This window comes from Microbacterium azadirachtae (genome assembly GCF_000956545.1).
Lineage (GTDB): Bacteria > Actinomycetota > Actinomycetes > Actinomycetales > Microbacteriaceae > Microbacterium > Microbacterium azadirachtae.
This window is the reverse complement of record NZ_JYIT01000074.1, coordinates 14,580-36,568: the sequence shown is the minus strand read 5'-3', so window position 1 is coordinate 36,568 and position 21,989 is coordinate 14,580. Positions and strand designations below refer to the sequence as shown.

General features: G+C 64.4%; 19 protein-coding genes and 3 pseudogenes. 8 read left to right on the top strand and 14 right to left on the bottom strand.

The annotated features are described in order from the left end of the window. Positions 1 to 525: 525 nt before the first annotated feature. The 3 genes and pseudogenes from RL72_RS08920 to RL72_RS20610 all read right to left on the bottom strand — a co-directional run. Entirely contained in the window at positions 526 to 1,230 is a 705-nt protein-coding gene (locus RL72_RS08920) for a hypothetical protein (RefSeq protein WP_045250479.1), read from the bottom strand. A 167-nt stretch (positions 1,231 to 1,397) separates the two neighbouring features. Next, a complete protein-coding gene (locus RL72_RS08915; protein WP_346218189.1) occupies positions 1,398 to 1,715 on the bottom strand; it encodes an Lrp/AsnC family transcriptional regulator in 318 nt (105 codons plus the stop codon). A gap of 6 nt (positions 1,716 to 1,721) precedes the next feature. Continuing rightward, positions 1,722 to 1,850, bottom strand: a pseudogene (locus RL72_RS20610) (AsnC family transcriptional regulator); the annotation flags it as partial. Between the two features lie 105 nt (positions 1,851 to 1,955). Here RL72_RS20610 and RL72_RS08910 point away from each other — a divergent pair. From RL72_RS08910 to RL72_RS08905, 3 genes are all read left to right on the top strand, one after another. Next, positions 1,956 to 2,585, top strand: coding sequence for a LysE family translocator (locus RL72_RS08910; RefSeq protein ID WP_045250477.1), 630 nt, complete (start codon positions 1,956 to 1,958; stop codon positions 2,583 to 2,585). Between the two features lie 89 nt (positions 2,586 to 2,674). Then, the gene (locus RL72_RS19815) at positions 2,675 to 3,211 is read left to right on the top strand and encodes a hypothetical protein (protein WP_156156751.1); all 537 of its coding nucleotides are present in this window, start codon (positions 2,675 to 2,677) and stop codon (positions 3,209 to 3,211) included. After that, on the top strand, positions 3,163 to 3,636 hold the full coding sequence (locus RL72_RS08905) for a helix-turn-helix domain-containing protein (protein WP_045250476.1): 474 nt from the start codon (positions 3,163 to 3,165) through the stop codon (positions 3,634 to 3,636). Before RL72_RS19815 ends, RL72_RS08905 begins: the two co-directional genes overlap by 49 nt. Positions 3,637 to 4,172: 536 nt before the next feature. Here the strand turns inward: RL72_RS08905 and RL72_RS08900 are convergent. Beyond that, positions 4,173 to 5,033, bottom strand: coding sequence for a helix-turn-helix transcriptional regulator (locus tag RL72_RS08900; RefSeq protein ID WP_045250475.1), 861 nt, complete (start codon positions 5,031 to 5,033; stop codon positions 4,173 to 4,175). A 410-nt stretch (positions 5,034 to 5,443) separates the two neighbouring features. On the opposite strand from RL72_RS08900, the gene RL72_RS08895 reads away from it, so the two are divergent. Next, a complete protein-coding gene (locus RL72_RS08895) occupies positions 5,444 to 6,238 on the top strand; it encodes an SDR family NAD(P)-dependent oxidoreductase (RefSeq protein WP_211256042.1) in 795 nt (264 codons plus the stop codon). A gap of 34 nt (positions 6,239 to 6,272) precedes the next feature. On the opposite strand, the gene RL72_RS19810 is transcribed toward RL72_RS08895, so the two are convergent. Together RL72_RS19810 and RL72_RS08890 are read right to left on the bottom strand one after the other, a co-directional pair. Continuing rightward, positions 6,273 to 6,431, bottom strand: a complete 159-nt coding sequence (locus RL72_RS19810) for a hypothetical protein (RefSeq protein WP_156156750.1) — start codon at positions 6,429 to 6,431, stop codon at positions 6,273 to 6,275. Continuing rightward, positions 6,401 to 6,934, bottom strand: coding sequence for an ABC transporter permease (locus tag RL72_RS08890; protein WP_052674288.1), 534 nt, complete (start codon positions 6,932 to 6,934; stop codon positions 6,401 to 6,403). Before RL72_RS08890 ends, RL72_RS19810 begins: the two co-directional genes overlap by 31 nt. Before the next feature lie 283 nt (positions 6,935 to 7,217). Between RL72_RS08890 and RL72_RS19495 the strand changes: the two are divergent. Further along, positions 7,218 to 8,030 (top strand): annotated as a pseudogene (locus RL72_RS19495) (aminotransferase class III-fold pyridoxal phosphate-dependent enzyme). Between the two features lie 64 nt (positions 8,031 to 8,094). Here RL72_RS19495 and RL72_RS20555 read toward each other — a convergent pair. From RL72_RS20555 to RL72_RS08845, 7 genes and pseudogenes are all read right to left on the bottom strand, one after another. Next, positions 8,095 to 9,372 (bottom strand): extracellular catalytic domain type 1 short-chain-length polyhydroxyalkanoate depolymerase, encoded by a 1,278-nt coding sequence (locus RL72_RS20555; protein ID WP_082072281.1) that lies wholly within the window; start codon positions 9,370 to 9,372, stop codon positions 8,095 to 8,097. Between the two features lie 292 nt (positions 9,373 to 9,664). Beyond that, positions 9,665 to 10,546 (bottom strand): DMT family transporter, encoded by an 882-nt coding sequence (locus RL72_RS08870; RefSeq protein ID WP_082072280.1) that lies wholly within the window; start codon positions 10,544 to 10,546, stop codon positions 9,665 to 9,667. Positions 10,547 to 10,668: 122 nt separating this feature from the next. Then, positions 10,669 to 12,729: pseudogene (locus RL72_RS08865) on the bottom strand (amino acid permease); the annotation flags it as partial. A gap of 166 nt (positions 12,730 to 12,895) precedes the next feature. Further along, positions 12,896 to 13,273 carry a RidA family protein gene (locus RL72_RS08860; protein ID WP_045250470.1) on the bottom strand — a complete coding sequence of 126 codons (378 nt, stop codon included), beginning with the start codon at positions 13,271 to 13,273 and terminating at the stop codon, positions 12,896 to 12,898. 22 nt (positions 13,274 to 13,295) lie between these two features. Next, the gene (locus tag RL72_RS08855) at positions 13,296 to 14,711 is read right to left on the bottom strand and encodes an FGGY family carbohydrate kinase (protein ID WP_045250469.1); all 1,416 of its coding nucleotides are present in this window, start codon (positions 14,709 to 14,711) and stop codon (positions 13,296 to 13,298) included. A 63-nt stretch (positions 14,712 to 14,774) separates the two neighbouring features. Further along, positions 14,775 to 15,932, bottom strand: coding sequence for an NAD(P)/FAD-dependent oxidoreductase (locus RL72_RS08850; protein WP_052674287.1), 1,158 nt, complete (start codon positions 15,930 to 15,932; stop codon positions 14,775 to 14,777). 30 nt (positions 15,933 to 15,962) lie between these two features. Beyond that, a complete protein-coding gene (locus RL72_RS08845; protein ID WP_211256040.1) occupies positions 15,963 to 17,396 on the bottom strand; it encodes an APC family permease in 1,434 nt (477 codons plus the stop codon). A 141-nt stretch (positions 17,397 to 17,537) separates the two neighbouring features. On the opposite strand from RL72_RS08845, the gene RL72_RS08840 reads away from it, so the two are divergent. From RL72_RS08840 to RL72_RS08835, 3 genes are all read left to right on the top strand, one after another. Continuing rightward, positions 17,538 to 18,284, top strand: coding sequence for a GntR family transcriptional regulator (locus RL72_RS08840; RefSeq protein WP_045250467.1), 747 nt, complete (start codon positions 17,538 to 17,540; stop codon positions 18,282 to 18,284). Beyond that, positions 18,281 to 18,946, top strand: a complete 666-nt coding sequence (locus RL72_RS19485) for an HAD family hydrolase (protein WP_082072279.1) — start codon at positions 18,281 to 18,283, stop codon at positions 18,944 to 18,946. Before RL72_RS08840 ends, RL72_RS19485 begins: the two co-directional genes overlap by 4 nt. 279 nt (positions 18,947 to 19,225) lie before the next feature. After that, positions 19,226 to 20,080 carry a PhzF family phenazine biosynthesis protein gene (locus RL72_RS08835; RefSeq protein ID WP_045250466.1) on the top strand — a complete coding sequence of 285 codons (855 nt, stop codon included), beginning with the start codon at positions 19,226 to 19,228 and terminating at the stop codon, positions 20,078 to 20,080. Between the two features lie 534 nt (positions 20,081 to 20,614). Here RL72_RS08835 and RL72_RS08830 read toward each other — a convergent pair. Beyond that, a complete protein-coding gene (locus tag RL72_RS08830; RefSeq protein WP_156156749.1) occupies positions 20,615 to 21,388 on the bottom strand; it encodes a sulfite exporter TauE/SafE family protein in 774 nt (257 codons plus the stop codon). Positions 21,389 to 21,989 lie beyond the last annotated feature (601 nt).

Here is a 21,989-nt window from a genome sequence, read left to right as displayed (position 1 = left end):
CGCCGCGGCGCGCATATGAGGAAAACGGGCTACGGTCGCCTCGGCACCGCTTCTTCGCCCGGCCTACTTGACGGGTTTTCATTGAGGGTTTCGGGTCGGTTTTGCAAGACGGCACAGAAACTGAATGGGCAGGGAGTTTCGGAAGTCCGTTAGGAACAGGTGTTGCCGCATCCACAGCCGGTCTTTCGAAACTTCGTCGGCTTCGGAGTCACAAGAAGGGACCGGTCTTGCGAGGTGGGGCGATGACGCCTATGGCAGATTGCCTGATGGAGTGCGAAAGCCTGTTTAGGGTACGGAAGCTCTGGCTCGCACATGGCCCGCAGGCTCAGCCCTGCGGCACATCAACGCGTCGTCTCGTCTGGCACACGCCGGATTTTGTAACGTCGGTCGTGCCTGGCTGCGGGCTGGATCGGCGAAAAGGGAAAGGCTGGTGCGGACGAAATATGTGGGAAAGATGTCTGGGGAATACATCGAGATCGTCCGCACCAGCGGTCTAGGAGGGGACCGAGTCCACAGGTCGATAACTCACGCCGCGCAGGCGGCGAGAAGGGCGGTGTTGATCACGCCGGTGTTGTCCGCGGCGTTCGCATCGGCCAGCCCTGATGTCAGCGTCCAGTTCTGGGTGACATTGAGTCCGGGCAGGGGCGGTGGCGTGAGGTTCAGCGGGTAGCTGTAGCGGGCTTCGCTCAGGGGGGCGACGTTGTTCCAGGTGACGTTGCGGGTCAGGGTGTAGTGGACCGAGTACGTCCCGTCCGGGTTCTGGACGGGCACGAGCGCCGAGGTGATGTTGGCGGGATCGAGGTTGATCGGTGGGACCGTCAGCTGGGATCCGTTGGTCTGATACCACGGGAGCGCTGTGATTGCGCCAGCGGACTGGACAGTGATCCAGGTCACGATCCCGGGGATAGCTCCCGAGATGGCGATGAACCCGAGAGGCCCAGTCAGCACGGACGTGAAGGTGAAGGTCAGCTTCTCCGTGAGCGCGACGGTCCCCGCGTTTACGCCGTTCGTCTCTTTCATCACCCAGGTGGGCCCGAGCTGGGTGCCGAGCGCGGTGGTTCCCGCGAAGCAGGAACTGGTGACAGCGATGTTCGCCTTCCCGGACGCGGCGTGGGCGGGGACGGCGACTGTCGCGGCGATCACGGGCAGCGACCATGCCGCCCCTTTGACCACACGGCGGCGGCTCAGGCCGTCGCGTCGCGGGAGATCGGCGGTGGTCTCTTCGGGCATTTCTTCCTCCAAGCGTCGTAGTCGCTCGTGCGACAAGACGATGCTCGGGCGTGGCTGAAGCGTCAGCGTTCGCCATCGACGAAAGCTTCGGAAACTGACTCCCACACTGCGGGTATTGATTGGAGGGAGAGATCCGTGCCGGCGCTAGAGCTGTTGAGCAGCCGCTCTCAGAGCGGGAGGCCCTGGATCGGGGCGATGGACTTCATGACCAGGGTGGAGGTCAGCTTCTGTACGCCCGGAAGCTGCGAGAGCTGCTGGTCGTACAGCTCCTGGAACCCGGTGAGATCAGCCGCCACGACGCGGAGCAGATAGTCGGGCTCGCCGAAGAGGCGCTGGGTCTGGACCACTTGAGGGATCGTGATCACGGTGCTCTCGAAGGCTTCCACCGCTGCGCGAGCTGTGCTGCGCATCGTGATGAAGACGAGCGCGTTGAAGGCGAATCCGATCACGGAGGAGTCGACTTGAGCGCGATAGCCGGAGATCACGCCCGAAGTCTCGAGCGTGCGGACGCGCCGGTGACAGGAGGACAGGCTGATCCGAAGCGTCTTCGCTAGGTCGGTCAACGACGAGCGCCCATCTTCCTGAAGATGGAGAAGAATCTCCCTATCAACCCGATCCATGTAGAAGAATCTACATAATGATTCGGAATTTGGGGGAGATTGAGGAGCACCTCTCACTAGATACCGCATAGTTTCTTCTCCCATGAGGCTATCTGGAGTTACCCTATGTCCCCCGCGACCTTGATGGGATTTTGGGGCGTCGCGCTGTTGCTGATCATGACCCCCGGCGCCGACTGGGCGTACACGATCGCGGCCGGGCTGAGGCAGAGGAGCATCCTCCCTTCGGTGGGCGGGTTGATCGCTGGGCACACGGTCGTTGTGATGCTGGTGGCGGGCGGGGTCGGGGCGCTGGTTGCCGGGATGCCGGTCGTGCTCACCGCGCTCACAGTGGGCGGCGCGCTCTACCTGATCTGGCTCGGCGTGAGCATGGCTCGACAGCCGTCGACTCCGCATGCGGCAGATCAGGCCGCTGCTTCGGTCATTGGACAGTTCGTGCGTGGAATGGGGATCAGCGGTTTGAATCCGAAGGTTCTGCTCCTTCTTGTGACCCTGCTTCCGCAGTTTGTGACGTCGACATCGCCGTGGCCTGTGGCCGCTCAGATGCTTGTCTTGGGAACGATCCACATTCTGACGTGCGCGGCGGTGTACCTTGTTGTCGGCGCAGGAGCCCGTCGTGTGCTGGCGACGCGACCCGAGTTGGCGCGGATCGTCGGTCGAGTCTCCGGGATTCTCGTTGCCGCGATCGGTACGTTCCTCCTCGGCGAGCAGATCTTCATCGCTTTTCGGCTCGGATGACACGCAACGGAAGGGAGGGGCGGATGTCGATGCGTTCGATCCGAGTCCCTACGCATCGGCAGTTTCATTGGACTGTCGTCGGCGATCGGATGATCATCGACGGCACGATGCTTCCTGGTCGGTTGGAACACGGTATGGGCACCGCTTGGGAAGACGATCTTGGCCTCTTCCACGTCTGGACGCCCGACTCGCACAACATCCATATCGACGGGGAGGCGTTTTTCACGGGACGGGTCAACGTGGTCTCCGCAACGGTCGGAGGCGGGCGGTTCAGACTCCATCACGACGCGCAGAAGGTCACCGTGTTCATGGGGCTACTCGAGGCGGGTCAGGTCACGTTGCATTTGGGTACCGGCGATGCGTCGTTTGGCCCAGGAGCGGGACTGGCCTTGCTCCCCGGAGACGACTACTCTGGCACGTTCTCGCCTGGGGCCCGTGTCATCTTCGTCGAATGCCCGGTAGAACTGCTCCGCGAGTATGACGTGCACAAGGCGACGTGGCCTCTCGCCTTCGGAGCGGAAGGGACTCTTGCCGAGCCGATCCTGAATTCGCTGCCGCGATCCTGCGAAGCGCCCCCATGGATCCGCTCAACACCTACTTCGCAGAGCAGCTGCTCGGCGAGATGATCATCGGAGCGACGCTCGGCGCTGCGGGAGCGCAGCGCTTGCAGCGGACGGTCCATGGGGATACATACACCGAGGCGATGTCACTCGTGTCCACCCGCTACATGGATCCCGACTTCACCTCCGGTAAGCTCGCGAACCTCCTTGGCACGTCGCCCCGACGGCTCCAGCAGATCTTCGCGGGCAAGGGCCTGCGGGTGAAGGACGCGATACGAGATCGTCGCCTGACGGAAGCGCGGCGCCTGCTCGCGGACTCGAATCACCGGCCGACATCGATTGAGCAGATCGCACAGATTTCGGGTTTCGGGGACGCGCTGCGAATGCGTAGAGCTTTTCAGGCGGTGCAATTGCCGACCCCAACCGCATACCGAGCCGCTGCGCTGAGGGCAGCGTCTGCAGGGAACGGGCGTCCCGGGTCATCGGGATGAGACTCCGATGGGGCATAGGCGTCGAAGGGCGATTCGGAAGCGCGACCCTGATCGAGGTCTCGAAGCGCGGCGAAGAAGAGGCGGAACATCGCTCATTGCAGGACCCCTGTTCCCGTGTACCGCGTATCGAAATCCTGGAGCGGCCGGTGTGAGGCTTGTGTAAGTGACGAGGGCCCAGCAGTGGGATGAAAGCATTTGTGAGGAGTTCGTTGAGCTGTGGTGCTGCCCTGATAGCCGACTCCGGCATGCGCGTCAGGAGCCAGCGAGGGTGATGCACGATGTTCTCTCGATCTCGAGCCCAATATGAGACCTGCTGGCGAGGTTGCGAGGGTGACCTGCTCTTCGAGTCGTCGCAGCATAGGTCCCCGACGTTGATGCCCGATGAGTACGACAGTGTTCTTGCACGGCGCGACGATGACCCGCCAGTCCAGACGCGGCCCCTGCGACAGCGCTGTTGAGCAGCGGGTTCCGGCTGGGATCGCGAGAAGAGCGGGTCTCGTTGCAGGCGAGATTCAAGGTCAAGAATGTGAGCAGGCTCACACGGGCATCCCCCGTGCGCTGGTCATCTGGGACGCGCGCCAACTTCCGAGAAGGGAAAGCGCGGCCGCGGAGTTGGCGTCTGCAGCGGTGTAGACGAAGAGTGTCTGCTGGGTGTCGTCGGGGATCGTGAATGCCTCCCAGTCGATGGTCAGCGGGCCGCCGATGGGGTGGTCGAAACGCTTGGTGCCGGCGGTGCGTCCTTGCGGATTGGGAGTTGCCCACCAGCGGCGGAATTCCGGAGTGGACGTCGACAGCGAGCCCACGAGCGCGGCGATCTCCTCGTCATCCGGGTTCGCGCTCGCTTCGAGCTGGAGGACTCCGACGAGTTCTGCGGCGATGATCGCCCAATCGACATAGAGGGTGCGCGTCGACGGGTCCGTCATGATCCAACGGAGAAGGTTGCGGTGGCCCGGAGCCATGGTGGGGAAGTCCGCGAGCAGGGCCCAGGCGAGCTCGTTGCCTGTGAGCACTTCCATGCGAGGCCCGAGGACGAAAGCGGGCTGGTTGACGAAAGTCTGGATCATTCGGGTAATCCCGGGGCGAACCAGCGACCGCTTAGTCGAATGGTTGTTCAATCCTGGAGTCGGGCGTGCGAGGTTGAACAGATAGTCGCGTTCCGCATCGTCCAGGCGCAGGATGCGGGCAATAGCGGCGAGGACAGACTCTGACGGCGTGACCTGGCGCCCCTGCTCCAGCCGGACGTACCAATCGACGCTGACGCCAGCCAGGAAAGCGACCTCTTCGCGGCGAAGACCGGGAACGCGTCGGTGGCCAGTCTCGGGGATCCCGGCTACGGTGGGGCTCACCGCGGCGCGCTTGCTGGTGAGGAACTCGCTCAACGCTTCGTTCTTCGGCATAGCCCTATTGTCCGCCGGCTTCGGCAGCGGAGCACGCGTGAGGGTGGGTCTTGCTGTCCTACGGTGCTCTCTCCCTTCCTTGTGTCCTCGCATCCGCGTCAGATAGATGGCACAGCCGGAACATCGGCTGCCTTACATGGTGATGGGCATCATGACAAACCTGGCTCATCACGCGAGCGTCTTGCAGTTTCGGCCGCGAGGTCGCGCGGGAAGCTCTGCGTCGTGGCAACACGGTTGTCGCGACTGCTCAAGATTCGAAGGCGCTGCAAGACCTCGCTGAGGTCGGCGGAGAGCGCGCCGTTCTCTTGGACCACCGCGGCGCCGACCGCTCCTAGATCTTCGAGCGCTTCCAATCCGGCTCGTCGTCATCCACCGCACGCGTCCGCACGACGCAGATTGAAGGAGTTCTTATGACCAGCACGCGTCCCCTCTCCCTGGTTACCGGAGGGTCGTCCGGCATCGGGTTCGAACTGGCGGCGCAGTTCGCCGAGCACGGCTACGACGTCGCTATCTCCGGCCGGAGCGAGCGGGTGTTCGCATCCGCCGACAGATTGACGAAGCTCGGCGTCGAGGCATACGCGTACCAAGGCGATGCCGCCACCTTCGAGGGCGTCGAGGGCTTCTGGGAGTTCACGCTGAGCCAGGGGCGACCTGTCGCCGCAGCCGCGCTGAACGTCGGCATCGGGAGGGGCGGCGCATTCGTTGACAACACCCTCGAGGATGAGTTCGCGATCATCGCCGTCAACATCACGGGCACGGTGCACATGGCCAAGCGGGTCGTTCAGCACATGGTGCGCAACGGCGACGGCAAGATCCTCATCGTGTCGTCCGTCAGCGCCACCACACCCACCCCCTTCGAGACGGTCTACGGCCCATCGAAGGCGTTTGGCTACTCCTTCGCCGAGAGCATTCGTGAAGAGCTTCGCGGCACCGGCGTCTCGGTCACCGCTCTGCTCCCCGGCGCGACGAACAGCGACTTCCACGCCAACGCGGGGATGGGCGACACCAAGTACGGCGACAACTCCTGGAAGAACGACAAGACCGAGGTGGCGCGTCAGGGGTTCGAGGCACTGATGAACGGCGAGGACCACGTCGTCGGAGGCGACGAGGCGACGAAGCAAGTTGTCATCGACAACCGGACCATCCCCGAGGCGGTCAAGGCGGCCCACCATGCCAAGGGTGCCCGGCCCAACCAACGCCGGTGAGCCGAGACGCTCGCGCCCGGCCCACTGGCATTGCTCACTCGTAGCGGAGAGCATCGATCGGGTCTTTGCGCGCGGCCCTGGCCGCGGGCTGGGTGCCGGCGACGAACGCAATGAGCATGACGAGCACGATGATCGTGGCGATCGAGGCGGGGTCGAACGCGATCAGGGTGAGCCCAGGTGGGTCGGCGAGCAATCCCGCGGAGAGTGCGCCGCTGATATCGACGCCGGCGAGGATCGCGAGCCCCGCGCCGACGGCAATGCCGAGGAAGCCGAGGAACGCGGCCTCGACGCTGAACCGGATCCCATGCCCATCGCCTTCAGGAGGCCGATCTCGCGGGTGCGTTCCTGCACGGACATGTAGAGGGTGTTCACGATGCTGAAGGTCGCGGCGAGCAAAGCGATGACCGCGAAGGCTTTGAGAACGAGCACGATCCCGTCGATGACCGTGGTGATCGTCCCGAGGTGATCGGCGATCGTGGTCCCGGTGTACCCCTTGTCGGCTAGGCGGTCCTTCAGGGTCTGGATCTCGTCGTCAGTGGCTTTCGGATCGAACCAGGCCGTGGCGGAGGCGTATCGGTCAGCATGCTCGGCGGTCAGGCCGGTGGACTGAGTGTCGAACAGTGCGTCGCTGAGGGCGTCGTTGACGAAGATGTTGGATCCTGTGGGGCTGGCGAGCGCGTCTGCTGTGACAGCCACGACTGTGGCTTCGAGCGTGTGCTGGGTGCGGTTGGCATCGGTGATGCCGATGGAGACGGTCTTGTCGATCGCGTCCTCGCCGCCGTTGAAGCCGAGAGGCTTGACGTAGGCAAGGGGCAGCGCGACCTCTTGGGTCGCAGAGTCGGGACGGGCTTGCGGCCCGTGTCAAGGACGGCGGTCTGCCGGGGATGAGGCTTCCGACGGAGGTGACCAACCGCTTGCCATCGCCCGGATGTAGCCGGGAGTGATAGTGCAGGTGGCATCGACGCTGCGAACGCCCTTGATGGCATCCAAAGTCTCGATGTCGGCGGGAGTGAGGGCGGTGACGCTTTGGCTCGCGATCCTTACCTCGCGACTCGACGGCGAGGGCCGGGCACCTGCGGCCTTCATCTGTGAGCCCGTTCTGGGTAACGCGGGCGGGGTCATCCCCCCGGATGGATACCTCGCCGGCGCGTACGATGCAGTTCGTCGTCACGGTGGCCTGGCGATCGCCGACGAGGTGCAGGTCGGTTATGGGCGATTGGGGGCCGCGTTCTGGGGGGGCTGAGATGGTGGCGTTGTCCCCGATATCATCGCGGTGGCGGAGGCGGCCGGCAACGCTTACCCCGTTGGTGCGGTGATCACCCGGCGCGAGATCGTGGACGCGCTGCGCGACGAGGGCATGTTCTTCTCCTCGGCAGGCGGCGCCCCGGCAAGCGCTATCGCCGGCAGCACCGTGCTCGACGTGATCCGCGATGAGGGACTGATGGAGAACGCGGCGGTCGTCGGGGAGCATTTGCGTCGACGACTGGCCGACCTCGCACAGCAGCATCCTCTGATCGGGGCCGTCCACGGGCGAGGGCTCTATCTCGGCGTCGAGCTGGTCCGTAACCGGGGGACCCTCGAGCCCGCAGACCGGGAGACCGCGTGGGTGTGTGAGCGCCTATTGGAGCTCGGCGTGATCATGCAAGCGACCTCGGAAAGGCAGAACGTTAAGAAGGTGAAGCCGCCTCTCGTTCTGACGATCGCGGAAGCCGATGGGTTTGTCGACGCGCTGGGTCGAGCTCTGAACGAGCTTGTGCTCAGGGCCAATGTCGGCTCGGAGGAAGCAAATTAACGGTGGCCGACGGTGGGGTGATGCTGGCGGGGGACGCGCCGGCACCACCCCACCGTGAGCTGGCCTAACTGCAGGAAGAAGCCACGGTCCAGCCATTGGTCTTTCGCTTAAGGCTTGACACGGTTCCGTCGCCCTGGCCCATATACCCGAGCAAACCTGCGGAGTAGTAGGGATTGTAGGGATTGATACCGTAGCTCGTTGCGCGGCCGGCATTCTTGTGTTCCAGGTTCGTGGCAGTGATGCAGTCCGTTGAAGTCGGCGTTGGAGTTGGTGTCGCCGTGGGAGTTGGCGTCGGTCTTGTGATGGGGGTTGGCGTTGGCGTCCCGCTGCGGTCAACCCGACGATTGTTCGCAAAGAAGAACGAGGCGAGGTAAGACGGGTAATCGATGCTGTTGGCTGAAATGTAAGAGCCGCCGCTACCGGAGCCTGCAGGCCAATTGTGCCCCAGTCCGGTGTTCTGGATGACCGAGACTCGGCCTCCGTTCGAGTCGCTGTACAAGGTGCCGCTGCCTTGGGTATTGGTGCCCGGCAGTCCGGAGAGCGAGAACGTCGTCTTGGCGGAAGCACCATAGATGTTGGCCATGACCTCGCCGTTCAGTGTGTCGTATCCCGGGGCGACAGTCGCGTCGTTGCTGCCGTAGATGACCGACGTCAGCTGTGTCTGGAAGGACGCGCTGTCAGACCCGGCGAAGTTCGTGCAGGTAGATGCCGCCGCTGCAGCGGTCGTCGCGACGCTCCCGATCTGTGATGAGCTGGTCCCGACTGTCGGGCCGGCGTTGATGCCGATGCCCGCGAAAATCCTGGGGAAAAGGCAACCCATGACCATCGTCTCGCCGCCGCCCGATGACAGACCCGAGATGTAGACCTGGTTGCGGTCAATCCCGAGAGTCGTCCGCCCGATCAGGGTGGTGGCGAGGTCAAGGAGATTGTCGTCGTGACGGGTAGGGGCCGTCGAGCTGTGGCTGTTGTCGTAATAGTCCCAGCATCCTGCAATCACACCGCCGCTCGGTGCGTCCGGGAGCGCGATGATCATTCCGGTGCGATCGGCCGTTGCGGCCCAGTTTCCGTTGTCCTGCAGGTTCTGGGCCTTCTGGAGACAACCGTGCAGATTGATCATCAGGGCGCGCCCGACCCCGAGCGTGCCCGCGGTTGCTGGTGTGTAGATCCGCACGGACATTCCTGCGATCGTTTCAGTTGCCCAGGTGCCTGTCGCGGCACGAGCGGGAGTTCCGGCGATGACTATGGAAAGTGTGATCGCTGAGGCGACCGCCGTGAGCAAGGCCAGTGGCGCCGCCCGGCGGCGCCTCCGGGCCTGTTGATGGTTGTTCATCGCTATCGTCATTCGGGAACCTCCTTGTTCCGTCTGGACGTCGTCGTCGACGTCCGTGTGCGCAGGGAGTCCGGGCCCTCTTCCGAGGATGGGAGCCTTCCCGCAATGGTGACCTCAGTATTCGCCTCCGTCCGGCACGGATCGATCCGAAATATCGCACCGGGCGGTGTGCAATATTGCACACGGGAGAGTGTCGGTTGGGAGCGAGTGTGGAATGGTCTCAAAGCGCTGATGCGACCTCCGTTGTGGCCGTGCCCGCTGGAGGACGCTTTGGCCCAGCGCGCCGATCCAGCGCGCATCTGCCTCAACGGAGTGACACGTCCTTGGGGCTACCGGTACTTCCTACGACAACTCCGAGCAAGGCGATGGCACCCCCGAGGGCTTTGAGTGGCTCCCACGGTTCGCCGAGTGCTACGGCAAAGAGGTAGCCAAGGGCGGGAATTGCTGCGGTGGCGAGGGCGGATGCGGCAGCAGGGAGCTTCGCCGCCGCATATGTGTACAGCAGAAGGGTCGGAATCGTGATCCCGCAGGCGAGCAGGAGGACGGGGAGCGCATCAGTAGGTGTCGGAGGAAGGCCGGCTCGCCCCGAAGCGATCTCCCACGCGACCCAGGGGAGCATGAGGAGCGCGCCCCAGCTGGCCGTTACCGCCGCGACCACCAGGGGGTCTCTCCGGTCCCCGCGGGACTTTCGGAGCAGGAGTGCGTATGAGGCGTAGGCGGTGACGGCTGCGGCATTCAGAACCACCCCGAGATCGAACCGCCATTGGGCTGCGGCGATCAGTGCAACGCCGGCCACGGCGACCGTCAGCCCCGCGAGCGTGGGCAGAGAGGGTCGTTCTCCCAGGAGGCCCCAGCCGCCGAAAGCGATGAGGACTGGGAGTAGTGCTCCAAGGAGCGCTGCGGTCCCGGGGGTCGTATAGAGCAGGCCAACGCTTGATAGCGCGTAATAGAGAGTGATTCCTGACGCGGCCAAGATGACCATGTCGAACCGACACCACGCCTCGCGAAACCCCGGGCGCCGGTAGGTCAGAACGACGAGAACGGCCGCCGCGATGCCGAACCTCATCGTTGTGATCACGGCGACGGATCCGCTGGCGTGCAGCGCCCACGACGTGGCAGGGTAGCCCGCGGACCACAGCGCCACCGCGGCGGCAAGCGCGATAGCGGGACGTTGCGTCAGAGGCACCGCACGAAACTACTAGCGTCGTCACCACACGATGGAACACCGAGATTGCGGGCGGCAACCATTCTGATGAACATACGCAAAACGCGCCATACATGGCCGGCTCCGCCCGCCTGAGGGTCGTGTCAACGGGGCGCGTGCTGAGTCCCAGGTAGTGTCTTCAGCGGAACCGTCCGACCGAGAATTCGTTCAGCGGCCCGATGCCCTGAGAGGAGCGCTCCGTGAACCGTCGCCGGTTCGGCACCGTACGTGGCCTCTCCGGCGAAGTGCAGTACGTCGGCTACGGGCTCGGCAATCGCATCGTGGTCGTCATGGGAAGCGCCGACCGCGATGTAGGAGTAGGAGCCGCGGCTAAACTCGTCGGCGCCCCAGCGAGTGATCCAATGCGCCACTGGCGACGGTACCGCGTCGCCGTACATGCGTCGAAGCGAGGTGACCACCGAGTCGACGATGTCCTCGTCGTCCATGCTCTCGATCTCGCGTCCCCACGCTCCTCCCGCGAAGGTGAGCAGCATCGGTTCGCCGCTGATCTCGGACACGTCGTACCAGGAATGCCATGGGTGGCTCGGAGAACCGAGTTGGCGAATGGCGTAGACGCCGTCGGCCCAGAATCGTTCGGGGAAGCGGAGGAAGATCTTGTTGAAGACTCCCATGCCGATGCGTTCGATCGCGGCCGTGATCGTTTCAGGCAGGGGCGGATCAAAGTCGATGTCACCGGCTTTTAGGACGCCGAGCGGCACAGTCACTACGACGTGCGCTGCATCGAACGACTCGGACTCCGTTCGCACACGCACGCCGGCTGTCGTCCGCTCGATCGTCTTGGCGACCCGGCCAAGACGGATGTCGAGGCCCTCGGCGAGCATGCGGGGGAGGGTGTCGTAACCATCGGGGAAGACGACTTCGTCACCTTCAATGATGTCTTCGTCCAAACCGTGCGCATCGACCTCCGAGCTCTCTGCGCCGCATTGCTCTTCGGTGCGGTGGTGGAGAAATTCATGGACTTGTCGTTTTCGGGCCGCGTCCGCGTCGAAAGCGGCGACAGCACGTTCAACTGCATGCGCATAGTTGGTACCGGGAGCCGATGCAGCGATCGCGTCAGCGAGGAGCTCGTCGGCCATGCTCGCGTCCTCAAGCCACGCATCGGTACGTCGTGTATCGAGCGGCTCGTTATTCGCATCGAAGTTGCTGATCGGGCGCCCACCGGCTTGGTAGGCACCTACCGTGAACTCCAGAGTGCGGATGTTGAGCGATTCCACCAGGGGGGTCAGTGGATTGCCGATCAGGCCATGGATCCATGAGGCCCCGCGATCGACGGGGAATCCGGCATCGCGGTCGGTCCACATGCGCCCGCCGATACGGTCTCGTGCCTCGAGTATCACCACGTTCTGGCCCGCTTGTCGCAGCAGCCGTGCGGTGGTGATCCCGGCGATGCCTGCACCGATGACGACGGAGTCGGAGAGGACGCTGGTGGAGACGAGGTTCATCCCTGCGTAATAGAGGATCGCCACGACACCGATGAGCAGGGTGGAAAACGTCGGCGTCTGGGTCACGGGGTGCAGCGCCGCGAAGCGTTTGGGGAGGGCCTTGTATATGCCCATCGCGAACGTGCCGCGGGCCGTGGGGAGGATCGTCGTCTGTGACGAGGAGAGCGCCGAGACCGCGACGGCGACGACGAGGAACCATCCCATCGGGCCGAGCGCCATGCCAGCGAGACCGGAGAAGACATCGTCCGCATGGTCGGCATTGGCCAGCCCCGTGCCGGTGTCACCGATGCCGGCGTACATCATCGTGACGACCGTCACGGCTACGTAGGTGATGAGAAGGATCACCGTTGAGAGCGTCGCTGCCCGACCGGGCGTACGGCGCGGGTCTCGGGTCTCCTCGGTCAGGGCGAGGCATGTGTCCCATCCCCAATAGATGAACAGGGCCAGCAAGACCGCCTGCACCATTCCGTGGCCGTCAGCGAGGAGCGGGTTGAACCAGTCAAGAGCGGGCGCCGGGGGCTTCGGAGCATTGCCGGTGAAATAGCCGACGAGGCATCCAATGACGAAAGCGGCCATCGCAAGGTACTGGATCGCGAGCAGCACCTGCTGCATCCGCTCACCGATCTGGACGCCGCGCAGGGACACCCACATCATCACCGCGATCACAACACATCCGAACGCCGTGACCACGACCCTGTTGTCAGCGAGTGAACCGTCGCCGACGAGGCGCTGGTGCGTTTAAGGTAAGGAAGCTTGGTCGCATCCCTGACGGTGGCGGGTGGAAGGAGCGGGGGGCGATGGGCTCCACCACCGTCCGGAAGCCGACCCGCGTTGACGGCAACTTCGTGGTGTTTGGTCGCGACTGCGCTTAGTTTGTTCCGAGTACGGCGTCGACTTCGATTTCGACGAGGATGTCGGGGGCGGCGAGGGCGGTTGTGCCGATGGTGGAGGTGACGGGGAGGATGTCTCGGAAGAGCTCGCCGTGTACGGTGCCGACGGCGTCGAAGTCGGCCATGTCAGTGAGGAAGACGCGGGTGCGGACGATGTCTTGGAGTGTGGCGCCGGCTTGGGTGAGGGCGTTCTCGATGCGGGTGAAGATCTCGCGGGTCTGCTTGGCGGCGGTGTCCCCGATGCCGCCGGACGTGGTTCCTGCGACGAAGACGAGGTTCCCTACTCTCACGGCTCGTGAGTAGCCGAGGATGGGTTCGCGCGGGGAGCCGGAGGAGATGTTCTGGCGTTTGCTCATGGGAGTTTCCTTTCAGCGTGGGTCAGGAGAGGGAGTCGGCGACGGCGCGCCATCGGGTGGAGAACTCGGTTGCGCGGTCGTTTGACCATTGGGGTTCGTATGTCGTGGAGGGGGACCAATTGATGATTGCGTCGTCCAGTGAGAGTTCGGGGTTTGCTGCGCATCGGGCGAGTGCGGCGGCGCCGAGGGGCGTGGCGTGTTGGGAGGGGTAGACGTCAACCGGGATGCGCATCAAGTCGGCGACGGCTTGCATGAGGACCCTGCTCTGGGTGAGCCCGCCATCGACGCGGAGGCGTTGCAGTGGTTGGTCGAGGTCGACGGACATGGCTGCCGCGAGTTCTGCGACTTGGGCTGCGATGCCTTCGAGTACGGCGCGTACGAGGTGTTCGCTGCCGGTTGACAGTGTCATTCCGGTGAACGTTGCGGTTGCGTCGGGGCGCCACCAGGGTGCAGCCATGCCGGCGAGCGCGGGGACACAGAGGACTCCGTGTGAGTCTTCTGCGGCGACGCGGTCGAGGTCTGCTGCGGTGTCGATGAAGGTGAGTTTCTCGAGCCATTGGACGGCGGAGGCAGCGGTGTAGACCTGCCCGTCAAGGCAGTAGGTTGTCCGGCCTCCTTGCTGCCAGGCAATGGAGGAAGAGAGGGCTGCGGTGGACCGCACTGCGGTGCGTCCGGTGTTAGCGAGGAGGAACGCGCCGGTACCGAAGGTACATTTGGCTTCTCCGGGGTAGAGGCAGCGTTGTGCGACGAGTGCCGCCTGTTGGTCGACGACGAGTCCGCCAACGGCGGAGGTGCCGCCGAAGGCGCTGGTGCTGCCGGCGATCTCGTCGCAGGCGAGGATCTCCGGGAGTCGTTCCTCTTGGAGGTTGAAGAGTGCAAGGAGGTCGCGGTCCCAGTCAGCGGTGTCGATGTCGAGGACGAGGGATCGACTTGCGGTGGAAGCATCAGTGACGAACTCGCCGGTGAGTTGGTGCAGAAGCCAGGAGTCTGAGGTGGTCACGACACCGTCGGTGGTGATATTGCGTCGCAGCCAGGCCTGTTTCGGGGCGGAGAAATAGGGGTCGAGAACGAGGCCGGTGCGTTGCGCGATATCGCTGGCGTGCTCGTGGAGGTCGGTGCAGATGGACTCTGCGCGGCGGTCCTGCCAGACGATCATGTCGGAGAGGGGGCGGCCGGTGTCCGGGTCCCAGGCGAGGACCGTTTCGCCTTGGTTAGCGAGCGTGACGATGTCGATGTCGGCTTTGGCGATGTTGACAGCGACGCGTCCGGCCCGCAGGACGGAGTCGAGTATGGCGTGCGGGTCGTGTTCGACTCCGCCGCCAGGGAGGTAGGTAGGCCGTACGGAGACTTCGCTGAGGGCGAGAACGTCGCCGTCTGGACCAACGACGACAGCTTTCGTGCCGGATGTTCCTTGATCGATCGCTAGAACGGTGGTCATGGTGTGCGCCCTTCGGGTCCAGTTGGGTGCGGGCGCGATCGAACGGTGCGCCCGCACCGGGAGTCATGAGTTATCGGCTGCGTGATGGCGTGCGGTTCGCTGCCACCACGGCCCGTTGCTAGGTGCCATGCTGACCTTGGTGGTCGGGCGCAGCGGGTCGACAGCGATGCCGAGATCCGGAAGGAGCTCGGCGGCGACGTAATCGGCGATGCCGAGGGACGCGGTGAGGCCAGTGGAACGGATCGCAGCGACGTGGATGAGACGGTCATTGGCGGCGGAGCGCTCGATAATGTAGTTGCTGCCGCGGCCTGCTGGGCGCAGCCCGGCGTAACTCGCGATGGGGGTGAGGCCCTCCAGCGTCGGGAACTGTTGAACGGCTTTGCTGAGGATCTCGTCCTGCGCTTCGGGGCGCACACCCCAGTCCTTCTTGTCCTCAAGATCGACGGCTGTGGGTCCGGCGACGACTTTGCCGTCGAGGGTTGGGAAGACGAGCACGCCTTTGGTGCGTTTGGTGGGGACCGGGAGGATGATCCTGTCGAGGGTCTGCCTGTCGGGGAGTTCGAAGACGAAGAACTCTCCCTTGCGAGGGTAGATCTCGAAGGAGTCATCGCCGACCAGGCGTGCGATCTCGTCGGCGTAGAGTCCCGCGGCGTTGATCGCGGCGGAGACGGCGAAGGTCCGGCCATCGGCCAACTGGAGCGTGAGACCGTCGGTGTGAGAGGTGATCCCGGTCACCAGCGCATTCACCTCGACGGCGGCACCGGCCGCTTGCGCGGACTCGGCCAGCGCCAAGGTGAACGCGACCGGGTCGCTGACGGATTCTCCTGCCACCAGCAGTGCCCCGTCGGATTCTCTGATGGCGACCTCGACACCGTTGGCGGCGGCATTGGCGGCGAGATGGCGGATGGTGTCATTGTCCTCTTTCGTGTGGGGGACGAGTTCCGCGCCGGCGTGGATGACGGGTACGTCGAGCGCGTGGAGGACTGCAGGGCGTATGCGAGCGGCGCGCAGGATCAGGTCCGTCTCGAGCTGTCCGGGGGCAGAATCGAACCCGGTGTGTAGCACGCCGGAGTTCGTGCCGCTTGCGCCGAGCCCGAGCTCAGGTTCCGCCTCGAACAGGATCGCATCGACGCCACGATGGGCCAGCGTGTACAGCAGGGCCGACCCGACGATGCCCCCGCCGATGATGGCGATGGTGTGGGACGGGGAATGCGAACTCATGATGGGTCCTCTTTCGATAGTGGTGCCGTGCTACTTAGAAATAGTGTTGTCGTCGAACGCTCGGTCGACGTCCTGCATGTCGGGCATCGAAAGGCCCTTACGTCCGCGCGTGGCGACGAGGTAGACGAGATAGCCGATTCCGACAACCAGCATGATGCCGACGTATAGTCGCGGCTGTTCGAACGACGCATCGCGGAAGATCAGGAGCTCGTAGATCAGCCAGATGCTGGCCAGCACCAGGACCGGGATCTCCCAGCGTCCGAGCGTGAAGCCTTTGCTGGCGGGCAACGACTTGCGCTTGACAATGTAGAGAAGAACAGTGCCCGCGTAGATGATGGCGGGAAGCAACGTCGCGGCCGAGAACAGGACGAATAGCGCGTCGCTGGTGCCGCTGAAGATCGCAAGGATCGCCTGCGTGACCACAAAATAGCCGATGGTGGCAGCAACGGGGGTATGGCGATTGCGGCTGACCTTGCGGAGAAGCTGCCATGCCGGGAAACGCTCGTCACGGGACATTGCCCACACCAGACGAGTACCACTGAGCGTGATGACGAGCCCGCAGGAGAAGATCGACACGACGATCAGCACGAGCAGGATCTTCCCCACAACGGGGCCGAGCACCGACGTGATGACGGTTGCGACAGGCGTCGCCGACTTCGCAAGTTCCACGGTGTTGTCCGCGAGCGCGGTCACCGCAACGAGGAACAGCATTCCCAACACTCCGAGGGCGACGACGGCCTGGACCATGGCGCGGGGGATGACTCGCTCGGGGTTCTTGGTCTCTTCAGCGAGGTTCGCGGCGGACTCGAATCCCACGATGGTGAACGCCCCCAGAAGGAACGCCAACGGGAACGGGCCGGCGTTGCTGAGGCCGCCGAAGTCCCAGTAGGACACCTCAGCGACAGGTGCGGTCTCGAACAGGTGAGTGAAGTCAAGACGACCGATGACGGCACCCACAACGAAAAGAAGGACGGTGATGCCGACCATGCCAACGATCTGAACGGTGACAGCAACCTCGTTGACACGGTTGGTGACATTTGTACTGAGGGCGACAAGGACCGCCTGCAGCAGCATGACAACCGCCGTGATGACCCAGCAATTCGCCGGCGTGGGGGCATACCCGAACAGTTCGGGAAGAATCGTCGCAGCGATCGTGTAGTCGACGGCGACCACCACGACCACAAGAAACGCGAAAGAAATCCAGCCGGTGAGCCACCCGAGGAGGGGATTCGCGAGACGGGACACCCATTGGTAAGCGTAGCCACTGATCGGGATGCGAGCAGCGAGCGCCCCGAAAATGAGGGCGACCATCGTCTGCCCGATGACGGCGATGGGCCACGCCCAGATCCCGCGTGGACCGCTGCTATTTAGTACCGCACCGTAGGTGGTGAAGATGCCCGTCGCAATCGACACGAAGCCGAACGCAACAGCAAAGGACGCATAGAGCCCGAGCTCGCGTTTCAAGGGAGCGTCAGTCTGGGGTGGGGTCGAACTTACTGCTTCGGGAGTTGCCATGGCCTGACCTTCATTGGACGAATGCTCTTGGTATAGACCAACATGGTCTATACCAAGATACGATAGGGGTGGGGAGGTACCGTGTCAAGGGTGACTGTTGAAAAGGGGCGGGATGCCGCGCCGCGGAAGGTGGCCGAGCCCGCGTATCTCCGCATTGCGGACGCGCTGCGTGAGCGCATTGACTCGGGAGAGCTCGGTGTCAATGAACCGTTGGCGCCGGAGCGGGAACTGTGCGTCGAATGGGGTGTGAGTCGGATGACGGTCCGCCGCGCGCTGGGGGTGCTCGAGCGCGAAGGGCGAGTACACAGGGATGCGACCCGAGGGACCTACGTTTCTGAGCCGCGGGTGCGGTTACGCCTCGGCTCCTTCTCGCAAGAGGTAGTCAGGGCGGGGCGCCAGCCGGGCGCGGAGCTCTTCTGGGCAGAAGTACGCCCCGCCGACGATGAAGTAGCGTCGGGGCTCAATGTGCAGCCAGGCCACATCGTCTACGCGCTTCGGCGTCTGCGCAAGTCCGACGGTGAACCGCTCGCGGTCGAGACGACGTACTATCGTGCTGATCTCGTGCCCGGACTGCTCGACAGCGACCTCGATGGCTCCCTCTGGGATGAAATACGAGACCGCTTCGGGCTAAGGCTCGCGCGAACATCCGCCGAACTGCAGGTGGTCGTACTCGACGCGGAGAACAGTGGGTATCTCGGTGCCCGTCAGGCGACGGGAGGTCTGCAGTTGACCCGCCAGACCTTCATCGACACCGGCGAATGCCTTGAGTACGCGGTGGACGTCTATCGTGCCGATCGCGTCTCCCTCACTATCGAGCGGTCAGTCGACGACGAATGACGGACGTCTTCGACCTGGACGGGGTACTGAGCCGATCGGACACAATGGCGTCCGTCGTCTTCGATCGCCTGCGCAGAAGGCCTTGGCTCGTCGTTCCGGTGGGAATCCTCGCCCTGGCTAGCGCATGCGTGAGCAGCGGCGGCCCGCATCGGCCGCGGGTTCACCGCGCGATCGTGCATATTGCCCTGCAAGGCCTTTCACTCACCGGCTATCGATCTCTTGCCCGGCGCGTCGCGCGAAAGCTCGCTCACAGACACGGCAACACTGACCCACTTATCGTTGGCCGGGCCCGACGAACTGCTACGAACGGCGCATGTTTGATCACCACCGCAACCGAGGAGTTCCTTGCGATCTGTTACCTCGAAGAACTCGGGATCCAGGGCGCGACTCTTCACGCCTCCCGCTTCGAATTCCGCCAACACGGGCCTCGGTTCTCCTTTCACAACATCGGGCACCACAAGGCGGCCCGGCTGCCGCCTCCACTCTCCCACGGTGCCATCGACGCTCTGTATACAGACTCGTCGAGCGATCTCCCGCTCGCCAGACTGAGTCGCAACACAATCCTGATCGAACCATCCGCCCGCACCGTACGCCGCTTTCAACGCAGCGGAATCCCCTACGGCATCCGCCGGTGGCGCACGGACCTGAGAGGGGATGCCTGATCGGCTGCGGACTCGACATTGGTCACATCCGAGGGGGTCTTGCACGACGCGCCCAGAAGGCTCTGCGTCTCGCCAGAGCCAACTGCAGACGAGGACCGGCCACTGTGGAAGATGCGCTGCTGCAGGTCACCATGTCGCCGAACGGATCCCCGGCCGCGGAGTCGCTTCGAGTCGCTCCCTGCCGCGCTCTCCTGGCTGATTCTCTCGAGGAGACGGCACTCGATGACGGCAAGCGACGGCGGTTCGGCGAACGGGCCTCACGGCGGATACCGTCGGAGCATGCGCCGCCCCTTCCGCCAGGTCGATGTCTTCAGCGAAACCGCATACCGAGGCAACCCTGTCGCAGTCGTCCTCGACGCTGAGGGGATCGAGGACGAGGACCTGAGGCGCTTCTCCGTCTGGACCAATCTGTCCGAGTGCACGTTCGTACTGCCGCCGACGACACCTGACGCGGACTACCGAGTCCGCATCTTCAGCCTCGAGGCCGAACTCGCTTTCGCCGGCCACCCCACGCTCGGCACCGCGCGCGCATGGCTCGACGCGGGAGGCACGCCGACCAAGACTGACCGGATCGTTCAGGAATGCCGTGCCGGTCTCGTTCCAATCCGCATCGCCTCGGACGGCTTGCTCTCGTTCTCAGCTCCCGCTCGCACTCGAGCCGGGGCCGTTGCCCCGGACTATCTCGCAAAGGTCGCAGCGGTCCTCGGCATCGACCGAAACGATGTTGTAGATGCCGAATGGCTCGACAACGGGGCAGGATGGGTCGGCATTCTTCTCGGGGACGACGAGGCTGTTCTTAATCTCACCCCCAGCGCTGCCGCGTACCCCGGTCAGTGGGACATCGGAGTGATCGGCCCGGTTCGCAGAGCCACTGGCCCTGACAGGCCTGTGTTCGAGTTGCGGGCCTTCTTTTCTGACGGGGAGCGCACTCTCCGAGAAGACCCAGTCACGGGCAGCCTCAACGCGGCGGCCGCGGAATGGATGCTCGCCACCGGTCGTGCTGCCACCCCTTACATCGCCCGACAGGGAACGACGATGGGGCGGGAGGGACGCGTCCATATCAGTGAGGACGACGGTCGTATTTGGGTGGGCGGTCGGACATCGGTCGCGATCTCCGGCAACGTGGAGCTCTGACTGCATCGACCGCGAGACCGGCCCGGCTCTGGCTCGCGGTCGGGCTCTGGCGCTCTCTATTCGTAGCGCCGCAACACCGCCGGATCCGCGTCGCGCCGCGGGCGGCGTCCCAGGCGAGGAGCTCGAAGATTATGACAGCAGCAGCGATCCAACGAGCGCGCGACTGATCGCCGATCCTGCGAGACAGCGACTCCGGCACCGATGGGGCCTACCGAGGCACCCAATGAGGACGGCCTCGAAGCTGAACAGAGTGGCCGCGCAGGCAGAGCCCATGCCCATCGCTTGAGTGAGGCCGACTTCTCGGACGCGTTCCCTGGACAGACACGTGAAAAGTACCTACGCCCTCGGAGGCTGTAGCCGAGGAGCACGATGATCGCGAACCCGTTGAGGGCGAGGACGATCCCGCCGATGACGGTGGTGATCATCCCGAGCCGGTCGGCGATCGTGGTCCCGGTGAAGCCTCTCGTCGAAAGGCGGTCCTTGAGCGTGTGGAGCTATGTGTCGACGGTGTCGCTGAACGTGCGGGCGCGCGGTTCAGCGGGTGGTGATTGCGGCGATGAGGGCGGTGGTGGCAGAGAGGATTAGGCCGGCAAGGGTGAGGCGTTCGTAGCGGGCGGCATCGATCTTCCCGAACAGCCACCCACCCACCGAGTAGCCGGCGAGGACGGCGGCGACGAGCCAGGCGAGGCCGGGGAGGGCTGTGAACGCTCCGGCGGTGAGGAGCGCAGCGACGCTGAGCGGGAGCCGGACGAGGTTGAGCGTGACCAGGGTGTCCCGGGTGGTCGCCGGTGTGTGGCCGCGGTGGGCAAGGTAGAAGACGGTTGGTGGGCCTGCCAGCGTCGTCGCGGCGCCGAGGGTTCCGGAGAGGAGTCCGGCGAGGAGTCCCCAGTGGTGGCTGATCACGCGGGGCGGGTAGTTCCGTTGTCGCCGGGTCTGTACGCGCAGTCCGACTGCGACGATGACGGCGCCTGCAATGACGACCATCAGAACTGGTTTCGGCGCGACGACGAGCAGCAGGGTGCCGAGAGCGATCCCGGGGATGGAGCTCAGCCCGACCAGGCCGACCTCCCGCCAGTCGGGCGCCGGGCGAGACCGGCGGAGCAGAAGGATGAGCAGATCCGCCACGGTCCCGGTGACCAGAACTGTCGACACCGCGGCGGGCCCGTTGGTGAGAGCGGTGAGCACGGGCGCGCTCAGCACGGCAAAGCCGAACCCTGTCGTGGTTTGGAGCACCGCGCTCGCGAACATCACTCCCACGAGCACGGCCAGGATGACCCCTTGCTCGGGGGCGAAGAGGAAGGCGATCACGCTACTACTCTGCCGCACACCGCGAGCGGGAAGGCAGGATCCGCGGGCGCGAAGGCGAGCACCTGGGGAGGTGCGGGGCTTTCGTATTGGCCGCAGTCTGAACTGTCATCTCCTGCGATATCCGCAGCGAGCGCAGACATCGTGCGGATGTGACTACTACGTGGAGCAAGGGTCGGTTCGTCGCTCGGGCCGGACGAGGCCCCGCTCGCGCGCATGTTCTGGCAGGGGGTACCCGGCCAGGAGTTGCTCGGGGCTGGGCGGGCCTGTGTCGAGGCCGCATGTATCTCCAAGGCAGGGCACGCATATCCAAGGCAGGGATTGTGTGCCCGGACGGAGGAGAGGTTGGCCTGGACAAGTTCGTGCGGTGATCGCTTCGTGAAAGCCCAACCCACCAGTTTCGGCCTCTTCGATCGGCGGTGACGCCACCGTTGTCGACGTGACCGAATCCTGCTCGCAGTGCTCCTCTCTGCATTTCTTCTCTCGACTTCTGGCGACGCGATATGGTGGATGGATGTGCCGCACGTGGCGGGGGCCGAATCGGGACTTGTCGAGGCGTCCGCGCAAAGGCAACGGTGCAGGCAACGCCAGGTCACTGCCCGAG